General features: G+C 72.8%; 22 protein-coding genes. 9 read left to right on the forward strand and 13 right to left on the reverse strand.

The genetic code is table 11. The annotated features are described in order from the left end of the window. Positions 1–61 precede the first annotated feature (61 nt). Both OHA86_RS11750 and OHA86_RS11755 read left to right on the forward strand, forming a co-directional pair. Positions 62–1,456, forward strand: coding sequence for an FtsW/RodA/SpoVE family cell cycle protein (locus OHA86_RS11750; protein WP_329174793.1), 1,395 nt, complete (start codon positions 62–64; stop codon positions 1,454–1,456). Then, on the forward strand, positions 1,453–2,931 hold the full coding sequence (locus tag OHA86_RS11755; RefSeq protein ID WP_329174795.1) for a penicillin-binding transpeptidase domain-containing protein: 1,479 nt from the start codon (positions 1,453–1,455) through the stop codon (positions 2,929–2,931). The genes OHA86_RS11750 and OHA86_RS11755 overlap by 4 nt, the downstream gene beginning before the upstream one ends. Before the next feature lie 62 nt (positions 2,932–2,993). On the opposite strand, the gene OHA86_RS11760 is transcribed toward OHA86_RS11755, so the two are convergent. From OHA86_RS11760 to OHA86_RS11770, 3 genes are all read right to left on the reverse strand, one after another. Then, positions 2,994–3,860, reverse strand: a complete 867-nt coding sequence (locus OHA86_RS11760; RefSeq protein ID WP_329174796.1) for a polysaccharide deacetylase family protein — start codon at positions 3,858–3,860, stop codon at positions 2,994–2,996. A 145-nt stretch (positions 3,861–4,005) separates the two neighbouring features. Continuing rightward, positions 4,006–5,172, reverse strand: coding sequence for a CapA family protein (locus tag OHA86_RS11765; protein ID WP_329174797.1), 1,167 nt, complete (start codon positions 5,170–5,172; stop codon positions 4,006–4,008). A 17-nt stretch (positions 5,173–5,189) separates the two neighbouring features. Beyond that, positions 5,190–6,302: a ferritin-like domain-containing protein gene (locus OHA86_RS11770; protein WP_329174798.1), complete on the reverse strand. Its 1,113-nt coding sequence runs from the start codon at positions 6,300–6,302 to the stop codon at positions 5,190–5,192. Between the two features lie 147 nt (positions 6,303–6,449). On the opposite strand from OHA86_RS11770, the gene OHA86_RS11775 reads away from it, so the two are divergent. Continuing rightward, positions 6,450–7,343 carry an AurF N-oxygenase family protein gene (locus OHA86_RS11775; protein ID WP_329174800.1) on the forward strand — a complete coding sequence of 298 codons (894 nt, stop codon included), beginning with the start codon at positions 6,450–6,452 and terminating at the stop codon, positions 7,341–7,343. 361 nt (positions 7,344–7,704) lie between these two features. Here OHA86_RS11775 and OHA86_RS11780 read toward each other — a convergent pair whose 3' ends face one another. Then, positions 7,705–8,436: a TetR/AcrR family transcriptional regulator gene (locus tag OHA86_RS11780; RefSeq protein WP_329174802.1), complete on the reverse strand. Its 732-nt coding sequence runs from the start codon at positions 8,434–8,436 to the stop codon at positions 7,705–7,707. Positions 8,437–8,609: 173 nt separating this feature from the next. Between OHA86_RS11780 and OHA86_RS11785 the strand changes: the two genes are divergently transcribed. The 3 genes from OHA86_RS11785 (at position 8,610) to OHA86_RS11795 (ending at position 12,080) form a co-directional block, all read left to right on the forward strand. Beyond that, positions 8,610–8,849 carry a hypothetical protein gene (locus OHA86_RS11785; RefSeq protein ID WP_329174803.1) on the forward strand — a complete coding sequence of 80 codons (240 nt, stop codon included), beginning with the start codon at positions 8,610–8,612 and terminating at the stop codon, positions 8,847–8,849. A gap of 115 nt (positions 8,850–8,964) precedes the next feature. After that, positions 8,965–10,608, forward strand: coding sequence for a chitinase (locus OHA86_RS11790; RefSeq protein ID WP_329174805.1), 1,644 nt, complete (start codon positions 8,965–8,967; stop codon positions 10,606–10,608). A gap of 221 nt (positions 10,609–10,829) precedes the next feature. Continuing rightward, positions 10,830–12,080 (forward strand): C40 family peptidase, encoded by a 1,251-nt coding sequence (locus OHA86_RS11795; protein ID WP_329174806.1) that lies wholly within the window; start codon positions 10,830–10,832, stop codon positions 12,078–12,080. A gap of 106 nt (positions 12,081–12,186) precedes the next feature. On the opposite strand, the gene OHA86_RS11800 is transcribed toward OHA86_RS11795, so the two are convergent. From OHA86_RS11800 to OHA86_RS11820, 5 genes are all read right to left on the reverse strand, one after another. Then, positions 12,187–13,446, reverse strand: a complete 1,260-nt coding sequence (locus tag OHA86_RS11800) for a styrene monooxygenase/indole monooxygenase family protein (protein WP_329174807.1) — start codon at positions 13,444–13,446, stop codon at positions 12,187–12,189. 74 nt (positions 13,447–13,520) lie between these two features. After that, the gene (locus OHA86_RS11805) at positions 13,521–14,129 is read right to left on the reverse strand and encodes a GTP-binding protein (RefSeq protein ID WP_329174810.1); all 609 of its coding nucleotides are present in this window, start codon (positions 14,127–14,129) and stop codon (positions 13,521–13,523) included. Continuing rightward, positions 14,110–14,526 (reverse strand): DUF742 domain-containing protein, encoded by a 417-nt coding sequence (locus tag OHA86_RS11810; protein WP_329174812.1) that lies wholly within the window; start codon positions 14,524–14,526, stop codon positions 14,110–14,112. The genes OHA86_RS11805 and OHA86_RS11810 overlap by 20 nt, the downstream gene beginning before the upstream one ends. Beyond that, on the reverse strand, positions 14,526–15,032 hold the full coding sequence (locus OHA86_RS11815) for a roadblock/LC7 domain-containing protein (protein WP_329174814.1): 507 nt from the start codon (positions 15,030–15,032) through the stop codon (positions 14,526–14,528). Before OHA86_RS11815 ends, OHA86_RS11810 begins: the two co-directional genes overlap by 1 nt. Continuing rightward, entirely contained in the window at positions 15,029–17,605 is a 2,577-nt protein-coding gene (locus tag OHA86_RS11820; protein WP_329174816.1) for a sensor histidine kinase, read from the reverse strand. The genes OHA86_RS11815 and OHA86_RS11820 overlap by 4 nt, the downstream gene beginning before the upstream one ends. A gap of 339 nt (positions 17,606–17,944) precedes the next feature. On the opposite strand from OHA86_RS11820, the gene OHA86_RS11825 reads away from it, so the two are divergent. Next, entirely contained in the window at positions 17,945–18,715 is a 771-nt protein-coding gene (locus OHA86_RS11825) for a hypothetical protein (RefSeq protein ID WP_329174818.1), read from the forward strand. Between the two features lie 130 nt (positions 18,716–18,845). On the opposite strand, the gene OHA86_RS11830 is transcribed toward OHA86_RS11825, so the two are convergent. Further along, a complete protein-coding gene (locus OHA86_RS11830) occupies positions 18,846–19,319 on the reverse strand; it encodes a MarR family winged helix-turn-helix transcriptional regulator (protein WP_329174820.1) in 474 nt (157 codons plus the stop codon). A 188-nt stretch (positions 19,320–19,507) separates the two neighbouring features. Here OHA86_RS11830 and OHA86_RS11835 point away from each other — a divergent pair, with 188 nt between their 5' ends. Then, complete coding sequence (locus OHA86_RS11835) at positions 19,508–20,371, forward strand: lysozyme (protein WP_329174821.1); 864 nt, start codon at positions 19,508–19,510, stop codon at positions 20,369–20,371. Between the two features lie 75 nt (positions 20,372–20,446). Here the strand turns inward: OHA86_RS11835 and lon are convergent, their stop codons facing one another. From lon to OHA86_RS11850, 3 genes are all read right to left on the reverse strand, one after another. After that, positions 20,447–22,867, reverse strand: a complete 2,421-nt coding sequence (gene lon / locus OHA86_RS11840) for an endopeptidase La (protein WP_329174822.1) — start codon at positions 22,865–22,867, stop codon at positions 20,447–20,449. Positions 22,868–23,332: 465 nt separating this feature from the next. Further along, entirely contained in the window at positions 23,333–24,379 is a 1,047-nt protein-coding gene (locus OHA86_RS11845; RefSeq protein ID WP_329182369.1) for an SGNH/GDSL hydrolase family protein, read from the reverse strand. A gap of 476 nt (positions 24,380–24,855) precedes the next feature. Then, positions 24,856–25,431, reverse strand: coding sequence for a TetR/AcrR family transcriptional regulator (locus OHA86_RS11850; protein WP_329174824.1), 576 nt, complete (start codon positions 25,429–25,431; stop codon positions 24,856–24,858). A gap of 266 nt (positions 25,432–25,697) precedes the next feature. Between OHA86_RS11850 and OHA86_RS11855 the strand changes: the two genes are divergently transcribed. Further along, the gene (locus OHA86_RS11855; RefSeq protein WP_329174825.1) at positions 25,698–26,465 is read left to right on the forward strand and encodes an NADPH-dependent F420 reductase; all 768 of its coding nucleotides are present in this window, start codon (positions 25,698–25,700) and stop codon (positions 26,463–26,465) included. Positions 26,466–26,539 lie beyond the last annotated feature (74 nt).

Here is a 26,539-nt window from a genome sequence, read left to right on the forward strand (position 1 = left end):
CGGCGCCGCCCCAGGGGCGACATGACGGACATGTCGCCCGCGCCTTGCTAGGTTGCAGCCCATGAGCGCAACGTCGGCTGACGCTCCGCCACCCCAGGCTCCGCCCGCCGCGGTCCACCGCCCGGCGCCGCCCCGGTCCCGGCGCCGCGGGGTGGAGCTGTCGCTGACCGCGGCGGCGGTGCTGGTGTCGGTGTACGGCTACGCGGAGGTCGGGCTCGCCACCCGGGGCGCGGTCCCCGGCGACGCGGCCGGCTACGGCGCCGGACTCGCGCTGCTCGCGCTGCTGGCCCATCTCGCGGTACGGGCCAGGGCGCCCTACGCCGATCCGCTGCTGCTGCCGATCGCGGTGCTGCTCAACGGCTTCGGCCTGGTGCTGATCTACCGGCTCGACCTGGAGCCGTCGCTCGGGCCGCGGGCCGCGCCGACCCAGCTGGTCTGGTCGACGCTGGGCATCACGCTCTTCGTGCTGGTGGTGCTGGCGCTCGACGACCACCGGGTGCTGGCCCGCTACTGCTACGTCGGGGTGACGGCCGCGCTGGCGCTGATGGCGGCGCCGATCTTCTTCCCCGCGGTCAACGGCGCCAAGATCTGGATCAGGGCCGCCGGATTCTCCATCCAGCCGGGCGAGTTCGCGAAGGTGCTGCTCGCGGTGTTCTTCGCCGCCTACCTGTCGGCGAACCGGGCGGCGCTCGCCTACACCGGCCGCCGGGTCTTCGGGCCGCGCGGGCTCCAGCTGCCGACCGGGCGGGTGCTGGGGCCGGTGCTGGCGATCTGGCTGCTGAGCGTGGGCCTGCTGGTGCTGGAGCGCGACCTGGGCACCTCGCTGCTCTTCTTCGGCCTCTTCGTGGTGCTGCTCTACGTGGCGACCGGGCGCACCGGCTGGGTCGCGGTGGGGCTGCTGCTCAGCGCGGCGGGCGCGGTCGCCGCGGGCGCGCTGGAGCCGCATGTGCACAGCAGGGTCGAGGACTGGCTGCACCCCTTCGCCAGCATCGGCGCGGGGCTCGGCCCCGGCCAGCTCGCGCAGTCGCTCTTCGCCTTCGGCAACGGCGCGGTGCTGGGCACCGGACTCGGCCAGGGGCACCCCGAGCTGATCGGCTTCGCCACGAAGTCGGACTTCATCCTGGCCACCGTCGGCGAGGAACTGGGCCTGGCCGGGCTGTGCGCGCTGCTCGCGCTGTACGCCCTGCTGACGGCCCGCGGGATGCGGGCCGGGCTCGCGGTGCGCGACCCCTTCGGGCGGCTGCTCGCGGTGGGCCTGGCGACGATCCTGGCGCTCCAGGTGTTCGTGATCACCGGCGGGGTGACCGACCTGATCCCGCTGACCGGGATGGCGATGCCCTTCCTCGCCCAGGGCGGCTCGTCGGTCGTCACCAACTGGATCATCGTGGCGCTGCTGGTCCGGGTCAGCGACAGCGCCCGCCGCCCGCCGCCCGAGCCGCCGGAGGACGCCCCATGACCCGCTGCATCCGCCGCTGCGCCGCCCTGGGCCTGGCCCTGCTGCTGGCGCTGGCCCTCAACGCGGTCCGGGTGATGGTCCTCGACGCGGGCGCCGCCGCGGCCGACCCGGCCAACCGGCGGATCGCCATCGCCCGCTACCAGCACCCGCGCGGCGGCATCCTGGTCGGCGCCGCGAAGGTCACCGGGTCGCAGGACACCGGCGGCCAGCTGGCGTACGCCCGTACGTACCGCGACGGGCCGCTGTACGCGCCGGTGACCGGTTTCGCCTCGCAGACCTACGGCACCTCGCTGCTGGAAGGCACCGAGGACGGGCTGCTGGCCGGCACCAGCCCGCGGCTGGCCTCGGTGCCGCTGTGGAAGGAGATCACCCGCAACCGGCAGCGCCCGGGCGACGTCCACACCACGATCGACGCGGCGGCCCAGAAGGCGGCCTACGCCGGTCTCGCGGGCCGCCGGGGCGCGGTCGCCGCGATCGACCCGGCGACCGGGCGGATCCTGGCCCTGGTCTCCTCGCCGTCCTACGACCCGGCGCTGCTGGCCGGTACGGGTCCCGGCGTCACCGCCGAGTGGCAGCGGCTGAACGACGACCCGGCGCAGCCGATGCTGGACCGGGCGATCCGCCAGACGTATCCGCCGGGTTCGACCTTCAAGGTGGTCACCGCGGCGGCGGCGCTGGAGAGCGGTACGGTGACCGACCTGCTGGCGCCGACCGACTCCCCCGACCCGTACCAGCTGCCCGGCACCACGGTGTCGCTGACCAACGAGGGCCGCGGCTGCGACGACGCCAGCGTCTACGACGCCTTCCGGATCTCGTGCAACACCGTCTTCGCCAAGCTGGGCGCCGACGTGGGCCTGACCGCGATGGTCCGGCAGGCGCAGGCCTTCGGCTTCAACGACACCAGGCTGCGGATTCCGCCGGGGGTGGCCAAGAGCAACATCGACACCGCGATGGGCCCCGACCAGGTGGCGCTGTCCTCGATCGGGCAGTTCGACACCACTGCGACGCCGCTGCAAATGGCGATGGTGGCCGCCGCGGTCGGCAACGGCGGTGAGCTGATGACGCCGTATCTGGTGGACCGGGTCACCAACCACGCCGGCGCGGTCGTGGCGCGTACCGGACCCGTACGGCTGCACCGGGCGGTGAGCGAGGGCACCGCCGAGCGGTTGCAGCAGCTGATGGAGGCGGTGGTCAGCGACGGCACGGGCACCAACGCAGCGATCCCGGGCGCGGTGGTGGGCGGCAAGACCGGCACCGCCCAGCACGGCTTCGGCAACAAGGGCACGCCCTACGCGTGGTTCATCAGCTACGCCAGACCGCCCGGCGCGGACCGGGCGGCGGTGGCGGTGGCCGTGGTGGTGGAGGACGCGGAGGCGGCCAGGGCGGACATCTCGGGCGGCGGCACCGCGGCGCCGATCGCGAAGGCGGTGATGCGGTCGGTGCTGGCCGCGCCGCCGCGGGCGTTCGGCGGCTGAGGGCGCGGGCTCGTGCGGGGCTCTCGGGGGCTTTCGCGGGCTCGTGCGGGCTCTCGCGGGCGTCAGTTCACCTTGGGGAAGCTGAAGGTGTAGCCCTGCTGGGCCAGCCAGGTCAGCGACTGGTCGAGGGCCGCCACGGTCTGGCTGCGGTCGCCGCCGCCGTCGTGGAAGAGGATCGTCGGGCCGTTGTGGATCTCGCTCTTGACGGTGGCCACGATGGTGCCGACGCCGGGCCGGGCGAAGTCCTTGGTGTCGATGTTCCAGCCCAGCGGCCGCATCCCGTGCTGCGCGGCGAGCGCGCGGCTGGCCGGGGTGAAGGCGCCGCCGGGCGCCCGGTAGTACGGCACGGGGGCGCCGCCGGACGCGCCCTTGATCATGGTGTAGGCGTCCATGATCTCCTTCTGCTGGTACGCGAAGGGCTTGTGGTCCATGTACTCGTCGTGGTGGACGGTGTGGTCGCACAGCCGGTGGCCCTCGGCGACGACCCGGCGGACCAGGGCGGGGTTGGCCTGCGCCTGCGGGCCGATCATGCAGAAGGTCGCGTGCACATGGTGCTGCTTGAGGACGCTGAGCACCTGGGGGGTCCACCGGGGGTCGGGGCCGTCGTCGATGGTGATGTTGACGGCCCTGCCCGGCGCCTCGGGCTGGTGCTGGATCGAGTCGGGAACGGCGGGGACCGCGGGCGGGGCGGTGGTGCCCGGGGTGCGCGGGGGGCGCGAGGTGTGCGGCGCCGCGGGCTGCCGGGTGCCGCCCTTCGGGTCGCCGGGACCCGCCGCGTCGCCGCCGCCGTCACCGCCGGGTGCCAGCAGCGCCGAGACCAGTGCCGCGATCAGCACCACGGCGACCGCCACGCCGACCACCGCCGCGTGCGGCGCGCCCTTCAGCCGTGATGGCGCCAGCCGCCCCAGGGATATCCGCCGTCCCGTCATGATGTGAAACCCCGCCCACTTCGTCGCCCGTCCCGTATGCGCAGATCCGTGAACTGCGCGGCCTGCGCACGGATAGATGCGGTCGCCAAGGGTACGGTTCCGCCGGCCTTCCCGCGTCGGGGGGTCGTTACACGATCAGGACGTATCAGTGCGGAGCGGTCGTCAGTCCGGTACAGGACCGCAGTTGCCCGTAGCGGTCGGTGATCTGCCGGCCCGCGGCGCCGGTCCGCGGCTGCGGCACGCCCTGGCCGTCGACCAGGGCCGGGGCGAAGACGGCCTTGGCGACCTTGCCGTGGGTGACGGTCAGGGTGGTCACCCCGGTCTCGTCGGAGTGCGGGTAGGGCGAGGAGCCGTACCAGAGGAAGTTGCCGAAGCCGTAGGCGACGTAGGTCGGCCCGAGCATGCCGGAGCCGAGCATCACATGGGCGTGGGTGCCGACCACCGCGGTCGCGCCGGCCGCCGACAGGTCCGCGGCGATCGACTTCTGCTCCGGTCCTGGGCAGCTCTGCCCCTCGGTGCCCCAGTGCAGGTAGACCACGACCACGTCCGCCTTCGCCTTCGCGGCCTTCACGGCTCGCAGCAGCCGCGGCCGGTCGAGCGCGGAGGCTATGCCGGGGCGGTCCGGGCCGGCCCTGAAGTTCTGGTTGGTGATGTCGTGGACCTGGCTGGCGGCGACCACCGCGAGGCGTACGCCGTTGACCGTGGTCGCGTACGGCCGGTAGGCGGCGGTGTCGTCGGGGCCGATGCCGAGCACCGGGATCGGCGAGTCGCGCTGCGCGGCGAGGGAGTCGGCGAGGCCCTGGGCGCCGTAGTCGACGGCGTGGTTGTTGGCCATGGTCACCGCGTCGATCCCGGAGCGCTGGAGGGCGCCGAGGGCGTCGGGGCCGGTACGGAAGTGGTACTTCTTCGGCTGCGCGGTGCCGCGGGTGGTGATCGCGCTCTCCAGGTTGACCATCGCGAAGTCGGCCGCGGACAGGGCGGCGGACATCGGGCCGAGCGCCGGATCGACGCCGAGCCGGCCGGCGGTGCGCTCGGTGAAGTGGACGTCGCCCGCGAAGGCGAGGGTCAGCGTGCCGGGCGGCTCGGCGGGCGCGGTCGGGCGCTTCGCGGCGGCGGCCGGCGTCCCGTCCGGCGCGGCGCCCTGCCGGGCGGCGGCGTCGGCCGGGCTGCCGCTGCGGCCGAGGACCGCCCAGCCGGCAGCCGCGGCGGCGACGAGCAGGACCGACAGGCCGACGGCCGCGTTCCTCCGGCGCCGGCGGCGCGCCTTGGCCCGGCGGGCGGCGCGCCGCGATATCGGTCCGGTGTCGGTCATCGGACAAGCGTACGATCCTACGGTTGTCCGTCCGCCCCCTGGGTGATGGTTTCGGCTACTTCCGCCACCCGCGCGTCCTCCTCGGCGGCGAACCGCTCGGCGTCCAGCCGTTCGGCGATCTCCTCGTCCTGGGCCATCAGCAGGTCGAGGTTGGAGTCGCCGAGGTCGAAGACGCCCAGGTCGACGTAGGCCTGCTGGAGCCGCGGCCCCCACAGGCCGATGTCCTTGACGCACGGCACGATCCGGGAGAAGAGCAGCTTCCTGAACAGGGCCAGGAATTCCGACTTCTCGGTCAGCTCGGCGGCCTCCGCGGTGGGGATGCCGAAGTTCTCCAGCACCTCGACACCGCGCAGCCGGTCGCGCATCAGGTAGCAGCCCTCGATCACGAACTCCTCGCGTTCGCGCAGTTCCGCGTCGGTGAGCTGCTTGTAGTAGTCGCGCAGCGCCATCCGCCCGAAGGCCACGTGCCGGGCCTCGTCCTGCATGACGTAGGACAGGATCTGCTGCGGCAGCGGCTTGGTGGTGGTGTCCCTGATCATGCCGAAGGCGGCCAGCGCCAGGCCCTCGATGAGCACCTGCATCCCGAGGTAGGGCATGTCCCAGCGCGAGTCCCGCAAGGTGTCGCCGAGCAGCGCCTGGAGGTTGTCGTTGATCGGGTAGAGCATGCCGATCTTCTCGTGCAGGAAGCGGCCGTAGATCTCGGCGTGCCTGGCCTCGTCCATGGTCTGGGTCGCCGAGTAGAACTTCGCGTCCAGGTCGGGCGCGGACTCCACGATCCGGGCCGCGCACACCATCGCGCCCTGCTCGCCGTGCAGGAACTGGCTGAACTGCCAGGAGGTGTAGTGCTGCCGCAGCAGCCCGCGGTCGGCCTGCGACATCGCGTCCCAGTGGCGGGTGCCGTACAGCGGCATGACCTCGTCGGGGGTGCCCAGCGGGTTGAACGGGTCGACCTCCAGGTCCCAGTCGATCCGGCGGACCGCGTCCCACTGCTTGTCCTTGCCCTTCTGGTACAGCGCGAGCAGCCGCTCGCGGCCGTCGTCGTACTCCCAGGAGAAGCGGGCGGTGCCGTGGGCGGGCACCTCCCAGCTCCACTCGGTGGGGGGCTGGGTGTAGCGGCCTTCCGTCGACATGGTGCGGCTCCATTCACCTCGGTCGGGTGGCGGGCGGGCCGGCCGCGTGGGGCCGGTTCCTGTGCGGGGTCTTGACGGCCTTGTTGACACAGAGTCTCATAAGACCCGTACCGCTGGTAACCTTCCTGCACCGGAGGCCTGTTCGGCATGGACGCCACACTGACCGACCGCGAGAAGACCGCGGAACGCCTGCTCGCGGCGTCCGCGAAGCACTCCTTCGACCCCGATACCGAGCTGGACTGGGACGCGCCCTTCGAGGAGGGCCGCTGGTTCTGGCCGCCGGAACTGGTCTCGCTCTACGACACCCCGCTGTGGAAGCACATGTCGCAGGAGCAGCGGATCGCGCTGAGCCGGCACGAGACGGCGTCGCTGTGCTCGATCGGGGTGTGGTTCGAGACGATCCTGATGCAGCTGCTGCTGCGGCACACCTACGACCTCGACCCGACCAGCGGTCACGTCCGCTACGCGCTCACCGAGATCGCCGACGAGTGCCGGCACTCCAAGATGTTCGCCCGCGCGGTCACCAAGATGGGCACCCCCGCCTACCGGCCGAGCCGGCTCGACCTGCAACTCGGCCGGGTGCTCAAGACGGTGTCCACGACCCCGGGCTCCTTCACCGGCACGCTGCTGGCCGAGGAGATCCTCGACTGGATGCAGCGGCTGACCTTCCCGGACGAGCGGGTCCAGCCGCTGGTGCGCGGCATCACCCGCATCCATGTGGTCGAGGAGGCGCGGCACATCCGCTACGCCCGCGAGGAGCTGCGGCGGCAGATGGTCACCGCGCCGCGCTGGGAGATCGAATTCACCCGGATGACGTCCGCGCAGGCCGCGCGGGTGATAGCCCGCTCGCTGATCAGCCCGCAGGTCTACGCGGAGGTCGGCCTCGACCCGAAGTACGCGACGCACCTGGCGCTGAACAGCCCGCACCGGCAGGACGTGATGCGGCAGTCCGCGAAGCGGCTGATGGACTTCTTCGAGGAGATCGGGCTGATCCGGGGCCCGAGCAAGCGCCTCTGGCGCGCCTCGGGCTTGGTCGCCTGACGCCGGGTCGGCACCGGCCCCGGTGGGCCTGACGGCGGGCCGGGCCGGGCTCCGGGTCGTCGGCGGCCCCGGTGCGGCCGGCGGTGAGTCGGCGCCGCCGCTGGGTCGGCTGACGCCGGGTCTTGTCGCCTGACGCCGGGTCGGCACCGGCCCCGGTGGGCCTGACGGCGGGCAGGGGCGGGCTCCGGGTCGTCGGCGGCCCCGGTGCGGCCGGCGGTGAGTCGGCGCCGCCGCTGGGTCGGCTGACGCCGGGTCTTGTCGCCTGACGCCGGGTCGGCGGCGGCCCCGGGTCTCGTCGGCTGATGGCGGGGGTACGCGGGGGGCGCGGGGCCTCATGGGGGGGCCGGGCGGTCCCGGGGGGCTACTCCGGGGGGAGCAGGTGGGCCGTCGCAGGGGCGAGGGGGGCCAGGCGGGCGAGCAGGGCGCCCGCCGGGCTGTCCCGGGTCTCCTGGGGCAGCGCGCCCGCGGCCGCCACCGCCGTCTCCGGGTCGGTGGTGGCCGTCACCAGCAGCAGCCCGATGAAGTGGTCGACCAGCCAGTCGCGCAGCTCGCCGACCGGCGGGCGGCGCCCCTCGTCGATCCAGATCAGCGAGACCGCCTCGACGGAGGCGATCCAGGACCGCACCATCATCGCCAGCCGCGGGCCGGGGGCGGTCACTCCGAGGTGGCGCAGGACCTGTTCGGCGGCTCTTCGGCGTACGCCGTCCACGATCGCGCCGGTACGGCTGGTCTCCGCGACGCCGGCGCCGCCGAGCAGGGCGGCGTACGCCGGGGCGTGCTCGTCCACGTAGGCCAGGTAGCGGTCGAGCGCGGCGGCGAGCCGCTCGGTGGGCGGGCCTTCCGACGGTACGGCGAAGCGGCCGATCAGCTCTTCGGCGGCGCCGTGCACCGCGGCCTCGTACAACTGCTGCTTGCCGCCGGGGAAATAGCGGTACACCAGCGGGCGGGAGACGCCCGCGGCGGCGGCCACGTCGTCGATGGACACGTCCTCGGGCCTGCGGTGCCCGAAGAGGTCGACGGCCGCCTTGAGCAGGTGGGCGCGGCGCTGCTCCACGCTCATTCTGCGGTACGCGGGGGCCGCGCTGCTGCTCATGCGCCCGAGCGTACGCCCCTCCCGGGCGGGGTCGCCCTCCCCCGGCCGCGGCGGCTCCGGCGGCCCCCTTCCGGCCAGGGCGCGCCCCTGGGCGGCGCCCCCGACGGAGGGGAACCGGCGAACCGGCCGCGGGGCGGGTGGGTGGGCCCACGGGCACGTGGGAGGGTAAGGGCGTGAGGCATGAGGAGACGGAATTCGTCGGCGGGCCGCTCGACGGGCGGGTCATCGAGGTCATCGTGGGGATGACGGGGCAACCGCCCCGGGCGTACACCGTGCCCGCCGGGGAGACGACCTACGTCTACCACCGCGCCCACGGCGCGAAGGGCACCCACCGCACCCCGTGGGTCTTCGTCTACGACCCGGAGGGCAAGCCGCCGCCAGGCCCGAAGTGGCCCTGGTCCAAGCGGGGCTGACGCGGCCCAGGGGGCGCAACTTTGGTCCGGACCATTGACAAGAATTGGTCTGGACCTGTTGGCTGCGCGGTACATGCTCGCGCCCCGCTTCGCCCCCACCGAAGGAGCATCCTCCATGCTCACCATGCCCACCCGGAGAAGATCACTCGCCGCCGCCTCCGCGGCCCTGGCCGCCGCCGTCGCGGTGGGCGGCCTGGTCGCCCTGGCCCCCGCCGCAAGCGCCGGCGAATTCCTGGCCAACGGCGGCTTCGAGTCCGGCAGCCTGACCGGCTGGACCTGCGACGCGGGAGCCTCGGCCGTCAAGGGCCAGGCGCACAGCGGCAGTTACGCGCTCCAGGCCACGCCCTCGGCCTCCGCCACCGGCCAGTGCAAGCAGACCGTGACCGTCGCGCCCAACACCGCGTACACCCTGACCGCCCAGGTCAAGGGCAGTTACGTCTACATCGGCGTGGACGGCGGCACCAGCACCTGGACGCCCGGCACCGGCAGCGGCTACGCCCAGTTGAGCGTGTCCTTCACCACCGGCGCGAGCCAGACCAGCGCCGCCGTCTTCGTGCACGGCTGGTACGGCCAGCCCGCGTACCTGGCCGACGACATCTCGCTCCAGGGTCCGGGCGGCGGCACCACGACCCCGCCGACCACCCCGCCGACGACACCCCCGACCACCCCGCCGACCACCCCGCCCACGACCCCGCCCACGACGCCGCCCACCACTCCCCCGACGTCGCCGCCGCCGTCCGGCGGGCTGCCGACGCACGCCCTGGTCGGCTATCTGCACGAGACGTTCGCCAACGGCTCCGGCTACACCCGCCTCGCGGACGTACCCGACAGCTGGGACGTCATCGACCTGGCCTTCGGCGAGACCAGCTCGCCGACCTCGGGCAGCATCCACTTCACCCGCTGCTCGGTCGCCGAGTGCCCCTCGGTCGAGTCGGACGCCGACTTCAAGGCGGCGATCAAGGCCAAGCAGGCCAAGGGCAAGAAGGTGCTGCTGTCGATCGGCGGCGCCAACGGCGAGGTGCAGCTGACCACCGCCGCCGCCCGTGACGCCTTCGTCTCCTCGGTGAGCGGCATCGTCGACACCTGGGGCCTGAACGGCATCGACATCGACTTCGAGGGCCACTCGCTGTCGCTGAACACCGGCGACACCGACTTCAAGAACCCGACGACCCCGGTGATCGTCAACCTGATCTCGGCGCTGAAGACCCTCAAGGCCCGCTACGGCAGCGGCTTCGTGCTGACCATGGCGCCCGAGACGTTCTTCGTGCAGCTCGGCTACCAGTTCTACGGTTCCGGCCCCTTCGGCGGCCAGGACCCGCGGGCCGGCGCCTACCTGCCGGTGATCTACGCCATGCGCAACGATCTGACGCTGCTGCACGTCCAGGACTACAACTCGGGTCCGATCATGGGCCTCGACAACCAGTACCACACCATGGGCGGCGCGGACTTCCACATCGCCATGACCGACATGCTGCTCACCGGCTTCCCGGTGGCCGGCAACACCGCCAACATGTTCCCGGCCCTGGCCCCCTCCCAGGTGGCCATCGGCCTGCCGGCCACCACCAACGCGGGCAACGGCTACACCGCCCCCGCCGCCGTGGACCAGGCGCTCGACTGCCTGACCAGGAAGACGAACTGCGGCGGCTACGCCACCCACGGCAGCTGGCCCGCGCTGCGCGGCCTGATGACCTGGTCGGTGAACTGGGACCGGTTCGGCAACAACGAGTTCTCGAACAACTTCCACAGCTACTTCGGCTGACCGCCGGGGAGCGCCCCTGAACGCGTACGGCTCGGTCCCGAGGGCGGCGACCGGGCCGTACGCTTGCGTGCCGCCCGCGCCGGGCAGAGGAAGGGCGAGGACGGTCGGTCACTCGTCGGTGTGACCTTCTTGGGCGGAATTGCCTAGTCCTGCTGTCGTAGATACGACAACCTATGACACGATCCTGAGGGCTCGTCACATGGAGGACAAAGGGGATGCAGGTGGCTCGGACGACCAGGACCTGGCTTCGCGCGGCCGTCGTGTGCGGGGCGCTGCTCGCCTCCGCCGCCCTGTCGCTGCCCGCCGCCCAGCGGGCCTCGGCCCGCCCGTACCCACCGGCCCCGTCGTCGTCCGCCCCGGCGCCGTCGGCCGCCCAGGCTCCCCCGGCGAAACCGGCGAAACCGAAGAAGGCGAAACCCGCGGCGCCGGCCGTTCCGGCCCCGTCCGCCACCGCCGACCCGGCCTCGCTGCCCGACCTGCTGACCCAGCTCCAATCCCTCTACCAGCAGACGGAGTCGGCCACCGAGTCGTACAACAAGGCCAAGGAGACCGCCGACCAGGAGCGCGCCAAGGCCGAGGCCCTGGACGCGCAGCTCGCAGCCCAGCGGACCAAGGTCGTCGCGGGCCGGGACCAGGCCGGGCTGCTGGCCCGCCAGCTCTACCGCTCAGGCGGCATGTCGCCGTATCTGTCGATGCTGAACGGCGAGACCCCGCAGGACTTCTTCGGCGGGCTGCACATCGCCCAGCGGGCGGTCGGCCACCAGGAGGACGTCGTGGCCGGCCTGACCGCGGACGAGCAGCGGCTCACCGCGCTCAACGCGCAGGCCCAGCGCGCGCTGGACGCCGCCCAGGTCGCGCAGAACAAGCAGGCCGCGCAGAAGACCCAGGTCGAGACGCATCTGCGGCAGGTCGAAGCGCTGCTCGCCGGGCTGAGCGGGGTGCAGATCAGCGAGTTGCAGGCGCTGGAGCAGCAGGGCACGGACAAGGCGCAGCAGGAATTCCTCGACTCCAAGGCGCTCGGCACCGGCTCAGCGCTGCGGGCGCCCTCGAAGACCGGCGACCGGGCGATCGCCTACGCCTACCAGCAGCTCGGCAAGCCCTACGTGTGGGGCGCACAGGGACCCGGGTCCTTCGACTGCTCGGGCCTGACCTCGCAGGCCTGGGCGCACGCCGGGGTCCCCATCCCGCGCACCGCGGAGGAGCAGTGGGCCCGGCTGCCCCGGGTGCCGCTGTCGCTGCTGCGGCCCGGCGACCTGGTCGTCTACTTCCCCGGCGCCACCCATGTGGCCCTCTACATCGGCAACGGCCTGGTCATCCAGGCCCCGCACACCGGCGCGGTCGTGACGATCTCGCCGATCGCCGTGAACCCGATCCTGGGCGCCGTCCGCCCCGACCTGGGCGCCCAGCCCCTGACCGACTACAAGCCGCGCCCGGTCCCGCCGAAGACCGACCGGCCGGAACCGCTCGGCTGACCGGCCCGAACCGCCCGGCTGACCGGCCCGAACCGCTGGGCTGGCCGGGCGAGCGGGCGCCGGGCGCTGCCGTACCGGTGAAGCTCTCCGGCCGCCAGGACAGGCCCTAGCCCGCGGCCAGGTACGCGTCGGCCGCTTCCCGGTCGAAGAACCACGGGTCGAAGTCGGCCGGGGCGTCGAAGCCGTTGGCGATGCGGTCGGCGATCCGCGGCGAGGTGGCGGCGGCGGTGAGCAGGTCGCGGACGTGACCGGCGGGCGGGGCCAGCATCGTGTTGGTCCAGCGGGTGGACGGGCCGGCCGCCGACCAGAAGCGGTCGAAGGCAGCCTCCATCCACGGCCGGTCGAAGGGCTGTTCACCGCGCTCGACAATGCTCGCCAGGTAACTGGCAGCGCATTTGGCCGCGTTGTTGGAACCCTGGCCGGTGACCGGGTCGTTGGCGACGACCACGTCGGCGACGCCCAGCACCAGGCCGCCCGCGGGGAGTTCGCCGATCGGCTCGCGTACGGTCGGGGTGAGACCGCCGACGAGGGTGGCGTGCGCGTCGGTCAACTCGACGGCGGACGCGCGCTCGTACTCCCACGGGGTGAAGCGGCGCATCAGGTCCAGGGTCAGGCGCAGGTGCTCGGCCGGGTCGGTGACCGGGCCGAAGACGTCGAGCGGGCCGCCGGGCACGCCCTCCCAGAACAGGATGTCGCAGTGGCCCGAGGTGGTCAGGGCCGGGATGACGATGAGTTCGCCGACGCCGCGCACCAGATTGCAGCGGACCGCCGGCACCTCGGGCTGCTCGGGGCGCGGCTCCAGGCCGTGGACATAGGCGACGGCGAGCGCGCGCTGCGGGGTGTCGTAGGGCGAACGGGCCTTGTCGGGGCGGAACATGGAGACGGTCTCGCCCTTGCCCGCCGCGACCAGGACCAGGTCGTAGGCGAGCGAGAAGTAGTCGAGGTCGGCGGTGGTCGCGGCATGGATGACGAGTTTGCCGCCGCGTTCGGCGAAGGTCTCCATCCACGCGGCCATCTTCACCCGCTGGTCGACGGACTGCGCGGGGGCGGCGAGGCGGCCGAGCCAGTCGACGGCGCGGGCGCGGCCGGGGCCGGGGCCGGCGGCGGGACCGGAGTCCTGGTCAGCGGCGACCGATATGCCGAGGCCGGTTATTCGCGGTGCCTGGTCGGACCAGAAGTCCAGGCCGTCCGCCCGCTCGTGGCCGAGCGCGGTGCCGAACATGCACTGCGTGGAGGTGACGCGGCCGACGCGTATCTCATCGGCGGTCCTGTTGGACATGACCGTGACGTCGTAACCGCGGGCCTGGAGGCCGAGGGCCAGTTGCAGGCCGGCCTGACCGGCTCCGACGATGAGGATCTTGCGCACGGCACCCCGCTTCGGGTCTGATCACGTCGGACCGGTGGCCGATCGGTGTCGGATCACTGTCGGATAGGTCCTGACTAGAAAGGCTGCTCCGCGAGCGCGTGGGCGACCAGCGCGAGCAGGGCTTCGACCACGGAGGACCGTTTCCGCGCGTCGATGATGTGCACGGGGATGTGCGACGGCACCGCCAGCGCCTCGCGGACGTCGTCCCCGGTGTAGGCGGCGGTCCCCTCGAACTGGTTGACCGCGACCGTGTACGGCAGTCCTGTGCCCTCGAAGTAGTCGAGCGCGGGGAAGCAGTCCGCGAGTCTGCGGGTGTCGGCGAGCACGATCGCGCCTATCGCCCCGCGGACCAGGTCGTCCCACATGAACCAGAACCGCTGCTGCCCCGGAGTGCCGAAGACATAGAGGACCAGGTCCTCCTCCAGCGTGATCCGGCCGAAGTCCATGGCCACCGTCGTGGTGACCTTGTCGGGGGTGGCGGCCAGGTCGTCGAGCGCCTCGCTGGCCTGGGTCATCACCGCCTCGGTGGTCAGCGGGGTGATCTCGGACACCGAGCCCACGAAGGTGGTCTTGCCCACGCCGAAGCCGCCGGCCACCACGATCTTGGTGGAGACCGGCGCGCGATCGCGCTCGTTCTGCCAGTCCTGCAGGCCGTCCGGCCGGTCAGAGCCTGCGTAGTCCACTGAGCACCCTTTCGAGCAGCGCGCGATCGGGGCTGCCGGACCCGTGCCCGGTGCCGTACACGCGAATTCTTCCCTGGTCGGCGAGATCGCTGAGCAGCACCCGGACGACGCCGAGCGGCATCCGGAGCAGTGCGGAGATCTCGGCCACCGACCGCATTCTCCTGCACAGCTCCACGATCGCCCGTCGTTCGGGCAGGACGCGTTCGGCCCAGCCGCCCCTGGCGGGGGCGTACGGCTCGTCCGGGCCTTCCACGGTGGCCACGAACGTCTCGACGAGAAGCACGTGGGCGAACCGTGTACGACCGCCGGTCAGAGAGTACGGGCGGACCCTGTCCGTCCGGCGGTCGGCTCCTCGTTGCGGTACCCCGCGCCGGGGCAGTGCGGACATCGAGGACATCAGCGGCTCCCGGTGGCCTGGCGCAACTCGCTGCGGAGCGCGGGCGTCAGCACGTGTCCCGCACGGCCGACGAACAGCGCCATGTGGTACGCGATGATGCTCATGTCGCAGTCGGCCGCCGCGTGCACACCGAGCAGCGAGCCGTCGCTGATCGACATCACCACGAGCACTCCGTCCGTCATCGCGACGGTGGTCTGCCTGACCCGTCCGCCGTCCATCAACCGGGCCGCGCCCACGGTGAGCGAAGCCAGACCCGACACGACCGCCGCCAGATCCAGCCGGCCCTGGCCGGCCAGACCCGGATGCGCGGGCGCCTCCGCTGTATTCTGCCCCGCCTGCGCGGCCGATCCCTCGTCAGGTTCCGAACCGAGCAGCAGCAGGCCGTCCGAGGAGACCACGGCGACCGAGTGGATGCCGCGCACCTCCTCGATGAAATTCTGCAGCAGCCACTGGAAACTGCGGGCCTCATGGCTGAGCGCCCCGGTCTTCGTGCCGACCGCGTTCAACGGGTCGCCTCCTCAACGGTTCCTGCCGGATCTTCGTGTCCCCGCGGCCCAGCGGGCGGCTCGCCGCTCTCGCGTACGGCGTCGGCGCGGCCGGCTCGCAGGCCGCGCTGCAACCCGTCGAGCCTGCGCCGCAGTTCGGCGGCGTCGACGGGCGGCACCGGGGCGGGTGCGGCGGGCCGCACGGTCGTGCCCGCACTCCGCGGCACGCGCTGCGGCAGCCCCCGCCCGGTGAGGCCGCCGCCCCCGGGACCGGATATGCGGCCGGCGGGCGGAGCGGATCCGTGTCCGGGCGCGGGACCGAGTGCCCTGGGGGGCACGGGAGCCGATACGGGGTCCGGCGGGGCGGGCGTGAAGGGCCGTGGTGCGGGCGCCGGCGGCTGCGGGGCGGGCACGGGCAGTTGTGCGCCGAAGGCGGGCGGGAAGGGCTGCGGGGCCGGCGGGTAGGGCTGCGGGGCCGGCGTCGGCGACTGGGGGGCGGGCGGGTAGGGCTGCTCGGGCCGCGGCGGCTCGGCCGGCCCGGGAGGGAGCTGCGCCAGGTCCGGCAGCGGCGCGTAGCCGTGGACGGTGTCGGGGCCGGTCGACTGCGCCGGTACGTAGACGGGTCCGGCCGCCGCCGCGGTCGCGGACCGGCGCGGGTCGCCGCCGGTGAAGGTGGTGGTGTTCAGCGGGGTGATGGGCGGCTCGTCGGGGCCGACCGGGGGGACCAGCAGGCCGGGCAGCAGCACCACGGCCTGGGTGCCTCCGGAGGCCAGCGGGTGCAGCCGTACCCGGACGCCGTGCCTGCGGGCCAGCCGGGAGGCCACGTACAGGCCCATGCCGGCGACCGCGCCGGGCGGCGCCGGATCGGGGTCGGCGAGCAGCGCGTTCAGCTCGTCGAGCCTTTCCGCGGGCAGGCCGATACCGGAGTCCTCGACCGCGACGGCCACCTCGCCGGTCTCCAGCAGCTGCCCGGACAGCACGACTTCGGTCACCGCCTCGGAGAAGCCGGTGGCATTGTCGAGGAGTTCGGCGATCAGGTGGGCCACGTCGTCGGCGGCCCGGCCCGCGACCCTGACCCCGGGCAGCACCTGGATGCGTACCCGCTCGTAGCGCTCGATCTCGGAGATCGCGCCGCGCACGACGTCGACCAGCGGGACCGGGCGGGCCGTGGCGCCGTGGCTGTGCTCGGTGCCGCCGAGCACGAGCAGATTCTCGCTGTTGCGGCGCATCCGGGTGGCGAGGTGGTCCAGCTGGAAGAGCGTGGCCAGCCGGTCCGGGTCCTCCTCCTGCCCCTCCATGCCCTCGATCAGGGCGAGTTGCTGTTCGACCAGGCCCAAGGTGCGCAGGCTGAGGCTGACATGGGTCAGGTGCGCGGCATTGCGCGCCGCCGCCGCGCTCAGCTCCCGGTCCAGCTCCGCCGAGTGGGCGATCAGGTCGTCGTGGGCGCGCCGCAGGGCGTCCTTCTCCGCCAGGGCGCCGGCCAGCGAGCCCCGGGCGCTCTGGGTGGCGCCGCGCTGCGCGGTCAGCTCGTTGCCGAGGTCGGCGGCGCGGGCGCGCAGGGCCTGGGCCTCCTGGGTCAGCGCGTTGGCGCGGCGGGCGACGGCGGCGTATTCGTCGTGCCCGATCACCTCGACGCCCTGGCCGCTGTCGGCGTCGGACCGCGACCAGCGGTGCAGGGCGGCCAGCGGGCGGGTCAGGCTGCGGAAGAGCGCCATGAGCACGCCGGCCAGCAGCAGCAGGCACAACCCGGCCAGCGCGGACCGCAGTTCGAGGACGGTGACGGTGTGGTTGCGGTGGTCGGCGGCAGCCGCGGCCCGGTCGGCGGCGGCGGACGCCTCGACGCTGCGGATCAGCCCGATCCTGGCGGTCAGCTCGGACTTCACCGGGTCGGCGCCCAGCGCCCGGTCGGTGCGGGTGAGTTGGTCCGCGTCGAGCAGTTCCGCGGTGTCCTCGTCGGCCCGGGTGACATCGGCGCCGGTCACCGTCTTGTCGTAGCGCTCCCGCAGATCGGCCGGCGCGGTGGCGCGGAAGTCGGCGAGCGCGGACTTCTCCTGGAGCCGGGCCGCCTGCGCTGCGGCCACCAGCGCGGACTGTCCGCCGCCCTGGGTGAGGGCGCCCACCAGCAGCCCGCGCTGGAGCGCCGCGGCGCCCGCCACCCGGGTGAGCGGATCGGCGCCGGGCCCTTCCCCGGTCCGGCCGAGCGCGTCGATCAGCGGCTGATACGCGGTCACGACGGCCTGGACGCCCTGCTGGCCGGCCCGCGCGGCGAGCGCGGCGGTACGGATGCCGGGCAGTGCGGCGAGCGCGGTCCGCAGCGCGGCGGGCGGGTCGGCCGCCAGCACGTCGTGCGCCTGCCGGTCGGTCCTGGTGCGGTCCGCGGCGGGCGTCTGCGGCGCCTTCGTGCCGGCCGCGACCAGGGCGGCCACGTCGTCCCGCTCGTCGGCCAGGTCGTGGGCGAGAACGGCGGTGCGGGAGGCCAGCACTGCGGCGGAGGACCGGTTCTGGGCCGCCCTCAGGTCGCCGACGCCGAGCGCGACGCCGGGCGTGGCCGCGGCCAGGACCGCGGCAGCGGACACCAGCAGGGCGGCGAGCATGCGCTGTCTGACCCGACGCTCACGCGCTTGACGTCGTTCACGCACTTCTGGCTCGCAATCACGTATCGCCGGCGGGGGTTCCCCAGGAATATGCAGGGGCTGACACCGACCCTTGCAGTCCCGCCAGGAGGGGGGCCATGCCTCCCTCCTCCGGACACTCGAACGAGTGAAGCGCACCGGCGACACACCGGACAAGCCGAGCCGCGTGGGCGGCGGTTCGCCACTCCGGGCACGTACTGGCGCGTACTGCCCGGCTTTGACAGGATGCCCGCCCACAGGCGCGCCGACCGACCGCCCGGTCGAAAGGTTTCGAACGCGCACTGCCGCACACTGAGCACTATGCGTATCGAGACGGCGACGGCTCCCGGTGTGCCCGGGGCGCCCAATGAGGACTTCGTGGCGGTGGCGCTGCCCGCCGGTGGGCACGGCGGGGCGCTGGTCCTGCTGGACGGTGTCACCTCGCCGCCGGACAACGGGAACTGCGTCCACTCCGTGCCCTGGTTCACCGCCCGGCTGGGCGGGGCGCTGCTCGAACTGTCCGTTTCGCGGCCTGACGCCACTCTTGCCGAGTGCCTGTCGGCCGCGATCACCGTGACGGCGGATGCGCACCGGGGCACGTGTGACCTTTCTCACCCTCTGACGCCGCAAGCCACTGTCGTGGCGGTGCGGTGGGGGGCGGCGGAGCTGGAATACCTCGTGCTGTCCGATTCCGTTCTGCTGGTGGAGGGGACGGACGGCGCCCTCACGCCGGTGCTGGACGACCGGATCGACCGGCTGCGGGCCGCCGGGCACCAGGTCGCCGCGCTGCGGAACCTGCCGGGGGGCTTCTTCACGGCCGCCGCCGATCCCCGGGTGGCCGGGCGGGCGGTCACCGGCTCCGTGCCGGCCGCGGCGGTACGGGCGGTCGCCGCGCTCAGCGACGGGGCCGCGCGGGGGGTGGAGGTCTTCGGTACGGACGACTGGGCGTCGGCCTTCGCGCTGCTCCGCAAAGGGGGGCCTGACCGCCTGCTCGCCCGGGTGCGCGAGCTGGAGCTGGCCGATCCCGAGGGTTCCGCTGTGCCGCGGGGCAAGCCGTTCGACGACGCGACCGCCGTGCTGGCCGAGCTCTGAGCCCCCGGGGCGCCCCCGCGCCCCGGGGAGGGTGGTGGCCGCCCGTGCCCGCACGGCGGTCCGTCGCGGCCGGGGGCCAGAGGACCGGGCCGCGGCACGGAGGACCGCTCACCCGGGTGGAGGCGGCTGTTCAGAGGACTTCCGCCGTGGACTCGTTCAGGTCGTGGAGGAGGCGGGCCAGCTCCGCGAGATCCGTGCGGTTCCAGGCGGCGAGCTGGCGGAGGTAGGCGGCGCGGCGGGCGCCGCGCACCCGGTTGAAGCGGTCCCGGCCGCCCGGGGTGAGCCGCATCAGGAAGGCCCGCCCGTCGGCGGGATCCGGCTCCCGGGTGACCAGCCCGAGAACCTCAAGTGCCCGCAGCTGACGGCTCATCGTCGCCTTGCCGACCCCGAAGTAGGACGCCAGGTCGGTAGCCCGTTCGGGCTCGACCTCCTGGAGCCGGACCAGGAGCCCGTAGGCCGCCGGTTCGAGGTCGGGATGCACCGCCCTGGCCAGCTCGCCCGAGGCCGCCCGGGCGCGCCGGAAGAGCACCGTCAGCTCCCGCTCCAGCGCGTCCGCCGACGGGTCCGCGCCCGTCGCATCTGCCGCATTGCGCGCGTCGGTCACAGCATTCCCGCTTTCAACGCCTGAAAGTTGTCTTTACACACGGTGGTTTCCGCAGCACGCCAAGTATTTCGCAGGAGTAGACCAACGGCGGTAACAGGACCCTTTTCCCACGCGCGCAGCGTCCCACGTACCGTCCAACTGTCATGACCATTCCAAGGTCATGCCGAGTCCCCCACCTGGAGGCACGCATGTCCCACGGAGATCTCTCCGTCGTGCACGGCAACGGCTCGGTCCGGACCAGGCTCGCGCTCCTGGCCGGTTCACTCGTCACGATGCTCGCGATGGCGCTCGCCGCACCCGGCACCGCCCACGCGGCGAATTCCGGTCATATGACGCACCCGGACCTGGACTGGCTGGGCTCCCAGGTCAAGATCCACGAGGGCGCGATCGCCCCCGGGGACTCCAAGGCCGCCACCCCGAAGGTCAGCCAGACCCCGGGCCTGGACGTCTCCAGCTACCAGGGCAACGTCAACTGGGCCGGCGCCTGGTCGAACGGCGCGAAATTCGCGTACGTCAAGGCCACCGAGGGCACCTCGTACACCAATCCCAAATTCACCCAGCAGTACAACGGCTCCTACAACGTCGGCATGATCCGCGGCTCCTACCACTTCGCCCTGCCCGACGTGTCGACCGGCGCGGCCCAGGCCGATTACTTCGTCGCGCACGGCGGCGGCTGGTCCAAGGACGGCAAGACGCTGCCGGGCGCGCTGGACATGGAGTACAACCCGTACGGTGCCACCTGTTACGGGAAGACGGCCGGCGCGATGGTGAGCTGGATCTCCTCGTTCTCGAACGAGTACCACGCCAGGACCGGGCGCTACCCGACGATCTACACCTCCACCAACTGGTGGACGGCCTGCACGGGCAACAGCGGCGCCTTCGCCGCCAACAACGCGCTCTGGCTCGCCCGGTACGCCACCTCCATCGGCACCCTGCCGGCCGGCTGGGGCTACCAGACCTTCTGGCAGTACGCGGACTCCGGCACCTTCCCCGGTGACCAGGACCGCTTCAACGGCGCTCTCGACCGCGTCAAGGCCTACGCCAACGGCTGATCCGCCCACGCAGGCGGCCCCTTCCCCCGCGTTCGGGGGAAGGGGCCGCCTGCTGTCGCGGTGGCGGGGCGGCCGTCAGGCGGCCACCGGCACCTCCGGGACGCCGGCCTCGGCGGTGTCCAGGGCCAGCGCCAGCACCTGGCGGACATCGCTGACCGGGTGGACGTCGAGCGCGTCCAGGATCTCGGCGGGCACGTCGTCCAGGTCCGGCTCATTCCGCTTGGGGATCACCACGGTGGTGATCCCGGCCCGGTGCGCGGCCAGCAGCTTCTGCTTGACCCCGCCGATCGGCAGCACCCGCCCGGTCAGCGACACCTCACCGGTCATCGCGACGTCGGTGCGCACCCGCCGCCCGGACAGCAGCGACGCCAGCGCGGTCGTCATCGTGACACCGGCGCTCGGCCCGTCCTTGGGCACCGCTCCGGCCGGCACGTGGATGTGCACGCCCCGCTCCTTGAGGTCGCCGACCGGCAGCTCCAGCTCGGCGCCGCGCGAGCGCAGGAAGGACAGCGCGATCTGCGCGGACTCCTTCATCACGTCGCCCAGCTGGCCGGTGAGCTGGAGCCCGGAACCGCCGGTCTCCGGGTCGGCCAGCGACGCCTCGATGTACAGGACGTCACCGCCCGCGCCGGTCACCGCGAGCCCGGTGGCCACCCCGGGAACCGCCGTGCGCCGCTCCTCCGGGTCCTGCGCCGCCTCCGGCACGTGGTGCGGCCGGCCGATCAGCTTGCGCAGGTCGTCGGGCCCGACGGAGAAGGGCAGCTCCTGGTCGCCCAGCTCGTGCCGGGCGGCGATCTTCCGCAGGATGCGGGCGACCGTGCGCTCCAGCGCCCGGACCCCGGCCTCCCGGGTGTACTCCCCGGCCAGCCGGCGCAGCGCGCCCTCCTCCAGGGTCACCTCCTCGGCGTCGAGGCCCGCCCGCTCCAGCTGGCGCGGCAGCAGGTGGTCCCTGGCGATGACGACCTTCTCGTCCTCGGTGTAGCCGTCCAGCCGCACCAGCTCCATCCGGTCGAGCAGCGGCTCGGGGATGGCCTCCAGCACGTTCGCCGTGGCCAGGAAGACCACGTCGGACAGGTCCAGCTCGACTTCCAGGTAGTGGTCGCGGAAGGTGTGGTTCTGCGCCGGGTCCAGGACCTCCAGCAGGGCCGCGGCCGGGTCGCCGCGGTAGTCCGAGCCGACCTTGTCGATCTCGTCGAGCAGCACCACCGGGTTCATCGACCCGGCTTCCTTGATGGCCCGTACGACCCGGCCGGGCAGCGCGCCGACGTACGTCCTGCGGTGGCCGCGGATCTCGGCCTCGTCCCGTACGCCGCCCAGCGCGACCCGGACGAACTTGCGGCCCATCGCCCGCGCCACCGACTCGCCCAGCGACGTCTTTCCGACGCCGGGCGGGCCGACCAGCGCCAGCACCGCGCCGCCGCGGCGACCGCCCACGACGCCGAGGCCGCGGTCGGCCCTGCGCTTGCGTACGGCCAGGTATTCGGTGATGCGCTCCTTGACGTCGTCCAGACCCGCGTGGTCGGCGTCCAGCACCGCGCGGGCGCCCGCGACGTCGTACGTGTCCTCGGTCGTCGTGCTCCACGGCAGTTCGAGCACGGTGTCGAGCCAGGTGCGGATCCAGCTGCCCTCGGGCGAGGCGTCGGAGGACCGCTCCAGCTTCTCGACCTCCTTGAGCGCCGCCTCGCGCACCTTGTCCGGCAGCTCCGCGGCCTCGACCCGGGCGCGGTAGTCGTCGGCCTCGTCCTCGGGGTCGCCGTTCAGCTCGGACAGTTCCTTGCGGACCGCTTCGAGCTGCTGGCGCAGCAGGAATTCGCGCTGCTGCTTCTCCATGCCCTCCTGGACGTCCTTGCGGATCGTCTCGGCGACGTCCTGCTCGGCGAGGTGGTCGCGCAGCCACTGGATGGCCAGCTTCAGCCGGGCCACCGGGTCGACGGTCTCCAGCAGTTCGACGCGCTGCTCGGCGGTCAGATAGGGGCTGTAGCCGGAGTTGTCGGCGAGCTGGCCGACGTCGTCGATCTGCTGCACCCGGTCCACGACCTGCCAGGCACCGCGCTTGCGCAGCCAGCTGGTGGCCAGCGCCTTGTACTCCTTCATCAGCTCGGCCACGGTGCCGGGCGACTCGGCGGGGGTCGGCTCGTCTATGACGGTGCCCTCGACCCACAGGGCCGCGCCGGGGCCGGTGGTGCCCGCGCCGATCCTGATCCGGCTGCGGCCCTTGATCACGGCGCCGGGGTCGCCGTCGGACAGCCGTCCGACCTGCTCCACCGTGCCGAGGGTGCCGACGGCGGCGTATTGGCCGTCGATCCGCGGCACGAGCAGCACCCGCGGCTTGCCGCCGCTGCCGGCCGGGTGCGCGGCCTGCGCGGCCTCGACGGCGGCGCGGACCTCGGAGTCGGAGAGGTCGAGCGGCACGACCATGCCGGGCAGCACGACTTCGCCGTCCAGCGGGAGGACAGGCAGGGTCAGCGGGTTGGAGGGGAGGGACTCAATCGGCATGATCGCTCCTAATGCAAGCAAGTTGAGTACACCTGGCTCAATGCGGGGAGCTCCGCTGGTGTTCCCGGGTGCGTGTTCGCCCTGAGCGATCGCCTGCGCGGCGGGCGTCACCGGCCCCTGCGGGGCTCGTGCCGGTTCCACGACTGCGGCACCGTCGTGCCTGGTCGCGCAGTTCCCCGCGCCCCTGGGTGGGTGCCACTTGCGGTGGCGTGCTTGCCTGCGGCTGCGTCGTGGCTTGTCGCGCAGTTCCCCGCGCCCCTGGAAACGCTTGCCCTCTGCGGCGGGGGAGCCGGACCTCACCCTCAACGGCGGAGGAGACGTGCCCCGAAGGGGCGCGGGGAACTGCGCGCGCAACCATGACCGGCTCGCAGTGGTGCCGGAGGCGTGGCCACGTCCGTATGCACATGGCGGGCCCCCGCCCGCGGTCCCACGCGGGCGGGGGCACCGGCGCCGGTGGGCGGTCGGTCAGCGTTCCAGGAGAGCGATGCGGATGGCTCGTTCGACATGCGCGGCGGTGTTGGCGTATCCCGCGCCATTGGGGTGGACCAGGGTGACGCGCTTGTTGATGAGACCGCAGTTCAGTGCGGTGCCGGGGAGGCTTGAGGGCCAGTAGCCGGCGGCGTCGCCGCAGATTCCCTCGACCCACTTGGTGCCTGCGGGCTGGCAGGCGTCATGGCCCACGCTGGAGGAGTAGACGTCGACGTAGCGGTCGCCGAAGAACGAGGTGACCCGCTGGATGGTGCTGTTCAGCGGCTTGAGGACGTTGTCACGGAGCCAGTCGATGTCGGCGTGTTTGATCGAGCCCAGCTCGGTGAGGGACAGGCGGTTGCAGTCACTGGCCCGGTCCGGCAGGACCGCCGGGTAGCCGACGGTGATCACCTTGGCGTTGGGCGCGGCCTCGTGCACCTTGGCCAGCATCTCGATGTACTCGTCCTGGACCCTGGCGAGCTTGTCCTGGATGCTCTCCTCGCCCGCGGGCGGGTCGGTAAAGTGCTCGCGGCAGGACTCGCCGGTCTTCGGACCCAGTTCCAGGCACTTGAGGAGCATGCCGCCGAAGGGCAGGCTGTTGCCGCCGACGCCGATGGTGACGACGTCGGTCCGGTCGTTCAGGTTGGCGCGCTTGATCTGCGGGTCGACCGCGGGCCAGCCTCCGGCGGGGGGCTGGACCGGGCTGATCGGCGTCTGCTTGGTCTTGCCGATGTTGTCGATGGTGGCGTTGCCGCAGCTGACGTTGGTCAGGTGGACGGGTTCGCCGGGCGGGAACTCGTCGAGCTCCTGCTGGACCAGGCCGGGGTAGGCGCCGGTGGTGCGGTCGCAGCCGTCCCGCGACGCATCCCCGAGCGCGGGCTGCGGGTCCCCGACGAAGCCGCCGGCGGTGTACGAGTCGCCCAGGGCGGCCCACTGGTACTGACCAGCCGCACCAGCGGAGCCCGCGGGTACGAGGGCGACCACGGTCAGGGCGAGCCCGACCGCCAGTGCTCGCGCCCTGAGTCGGGAGACAGGGTGTCGCATCAATCCTCCAGAATCGACAAAAGACAGCCCGGAGCTCGCAATGTGCCCCACATCGGAAGGCGTCTCGCCAAGATCATCCACACCGCTTGCCCACGGCTCGACTGAATCGGCCCCGTCAGACCCGATCGAGCTAAATGATCGGATTTTCGCGCCGCCGCCTGCCACCAGCCGACTCAGCCACCGGATCGGCGAGTCAGCCGGGTCTTGGCCTGCCCCCGGTAGCGGCAGCGGCGCATGCCCGGCCGTGCGGGCGGTCTCCTCCAGCGCGGCACGGACCGCCTCGGTGACCAGTTCCAGCCGGGTCGGATCGCGCACCGCGGCCAGGACGTGGGTGGAATCGGTGCGCTGCGTGCTGCGCTCGCGTACCAGTCCGGCTTCCTTCGAACGAAAGAGCGCAGGATCGAGAAGCCATCCGTCCAGCGGATCAGGCGCAAAGGTGTGGAGAGGCATGCCGGGCCGCTGAGGATCCCGTCCGGTCAGCGAGTGCTGTACCCGGTTTCGAGGAGGTTGCGCAGGGTGGGGAGGGCGTCGTCCCCGACCGGGGCGTTGCGGGTCCAGGCGAGGAGGAGGGCGGCCAGGAAGAGGTCCCTGCCGCGTACGGTGGGACGGGCTGTGCCGTGCCGCTGAGCGGCGTCGACGAAGTCGTCCGTGATCGCGACCAGCTTCTCGCAGTTGGCGGCGAGGGGAGAGTCGTAGGAGGCGAGTGCCGTGAGGACGGGTTCGGGCAGGCCGCTGAAGGTGCTGAGGTAGTCCTCCAGGACCCGCATCCAGCGGCGCAGGGTCTGATCGGCATTGGCCGCGTCTTTCAGGGACGGCAACTGTTCCAGGAGTGCCTCGCCGTGCACGTCGAGGGCAGCGGCCAGCAGTGCCTCCCGGGTCGGGAAGTGCCGGTAGAGCGTGGCGGGCCCGACGCCGGCGTCCTTGGCGATGGCCTCCAGTGAGGTGCCGACGCCATGCTCGGTGAAGTGCCGTAGCGCTGTGTCGAGGACGCGCGCCCGGTTGCGAACGACGTCCGCCCGGGGTTTGCGCGCCACCGGCTGCGGGGCGCTCACGGCTGTTCCTGGGGGGTGGGACGGGTGGTGAACAGCACTCCGAACATGAAAAGGATGCTACCTCCGTTTTTTCGTGGTAGAAAACGGATGCAGCCTCCGGATCATCGGCCGGAGTCTGTCGGCCGCCGGGCGCAGCCGTGTTCGCCGGCGCCTCATGGGCGGTCCGGTGCCACACCGATGCGTCCCCCCCGCCCTCCAGCGCCGAGAGGCGCCCGCAGGGCTGCGCCGGCTCGCGGCCGCCGCCCACCGCAGAAGGAGAAATCGCAGTGCCTCGAACGCTCGGCCTTATCGGCAGCGGACTGATCGGTACCTCCCTGGCACGCCTCGCTGTGGCGGCCGGAATGAACGTCGTCCTCAGCAATTCCCGCGGGCCCGACACACTGGCCGACCTGGTGGCCTCGCTGGGCGAGGGGGCTCGTGCGGCGACCCCGGACGAGGCCGCCCGTGCCGGTGACCTCGTCGTCGTCACCATCCCGCTCAAGGCCTACGACCGGCTGCCCGTCGCGGCGCTGCGCGGCAGGACGGTCCTGGACACGATGAACTACTACCCGCAGCGCGACGGCCGCCTGGCGGTGCTGGACTCAAGCGAGCTCACCTCCAGCAGCCTCGTGCAACGCCACCTCGCGGGCTCGCGCCTGGTGAAGGCGTTCAACAGCATCGGCTCCAACCAGCTGTTCACCCTCGCTCGCCCCGCCGGAGCGCCGGACCGCAGCGCCCTGCCCGTCGCGGGCGACGACGAGACGGCGAAACAGGAAGCGGCACAGCTCCTGGACACCCTCGGCTACGACACCGTGGACACGGGCACGCTGGCCGAGAGCTGGCGCAGCGAGCCGGGCACGCCCGTGTACACCAAGCCGTACCTCGGCGAACCACCCGCCGGTCTCACCCCCGCCGACTACTTCCCGTGGTTCCTGAGCACTCCCGGGGTGCCCGTTCCGGCGGCCCGGGTCCGCGAACTGGTCGCCGAGGCGGAACGGGGGCGTGCGGGCGGGGTACTGCCGCAGGGTGCGGGAGGCAGCCAGGCCAGCCTCTGACCGGGTCCCCTCAGTGCCCTTCGACCGGGCCCTGGCCGACACCCCGACCACCAGGCTCGGCACCTCCACACCCG

The sequence above is a fragment of the Streptomyces sp. NBC_01477 genome (genome assembly GCF_036227245.1).
GTDB lineage: Bacteria > Actinomycetota > Actinomycetes > Streptomycetales > Streptomycetaceae > Actinacidiphila.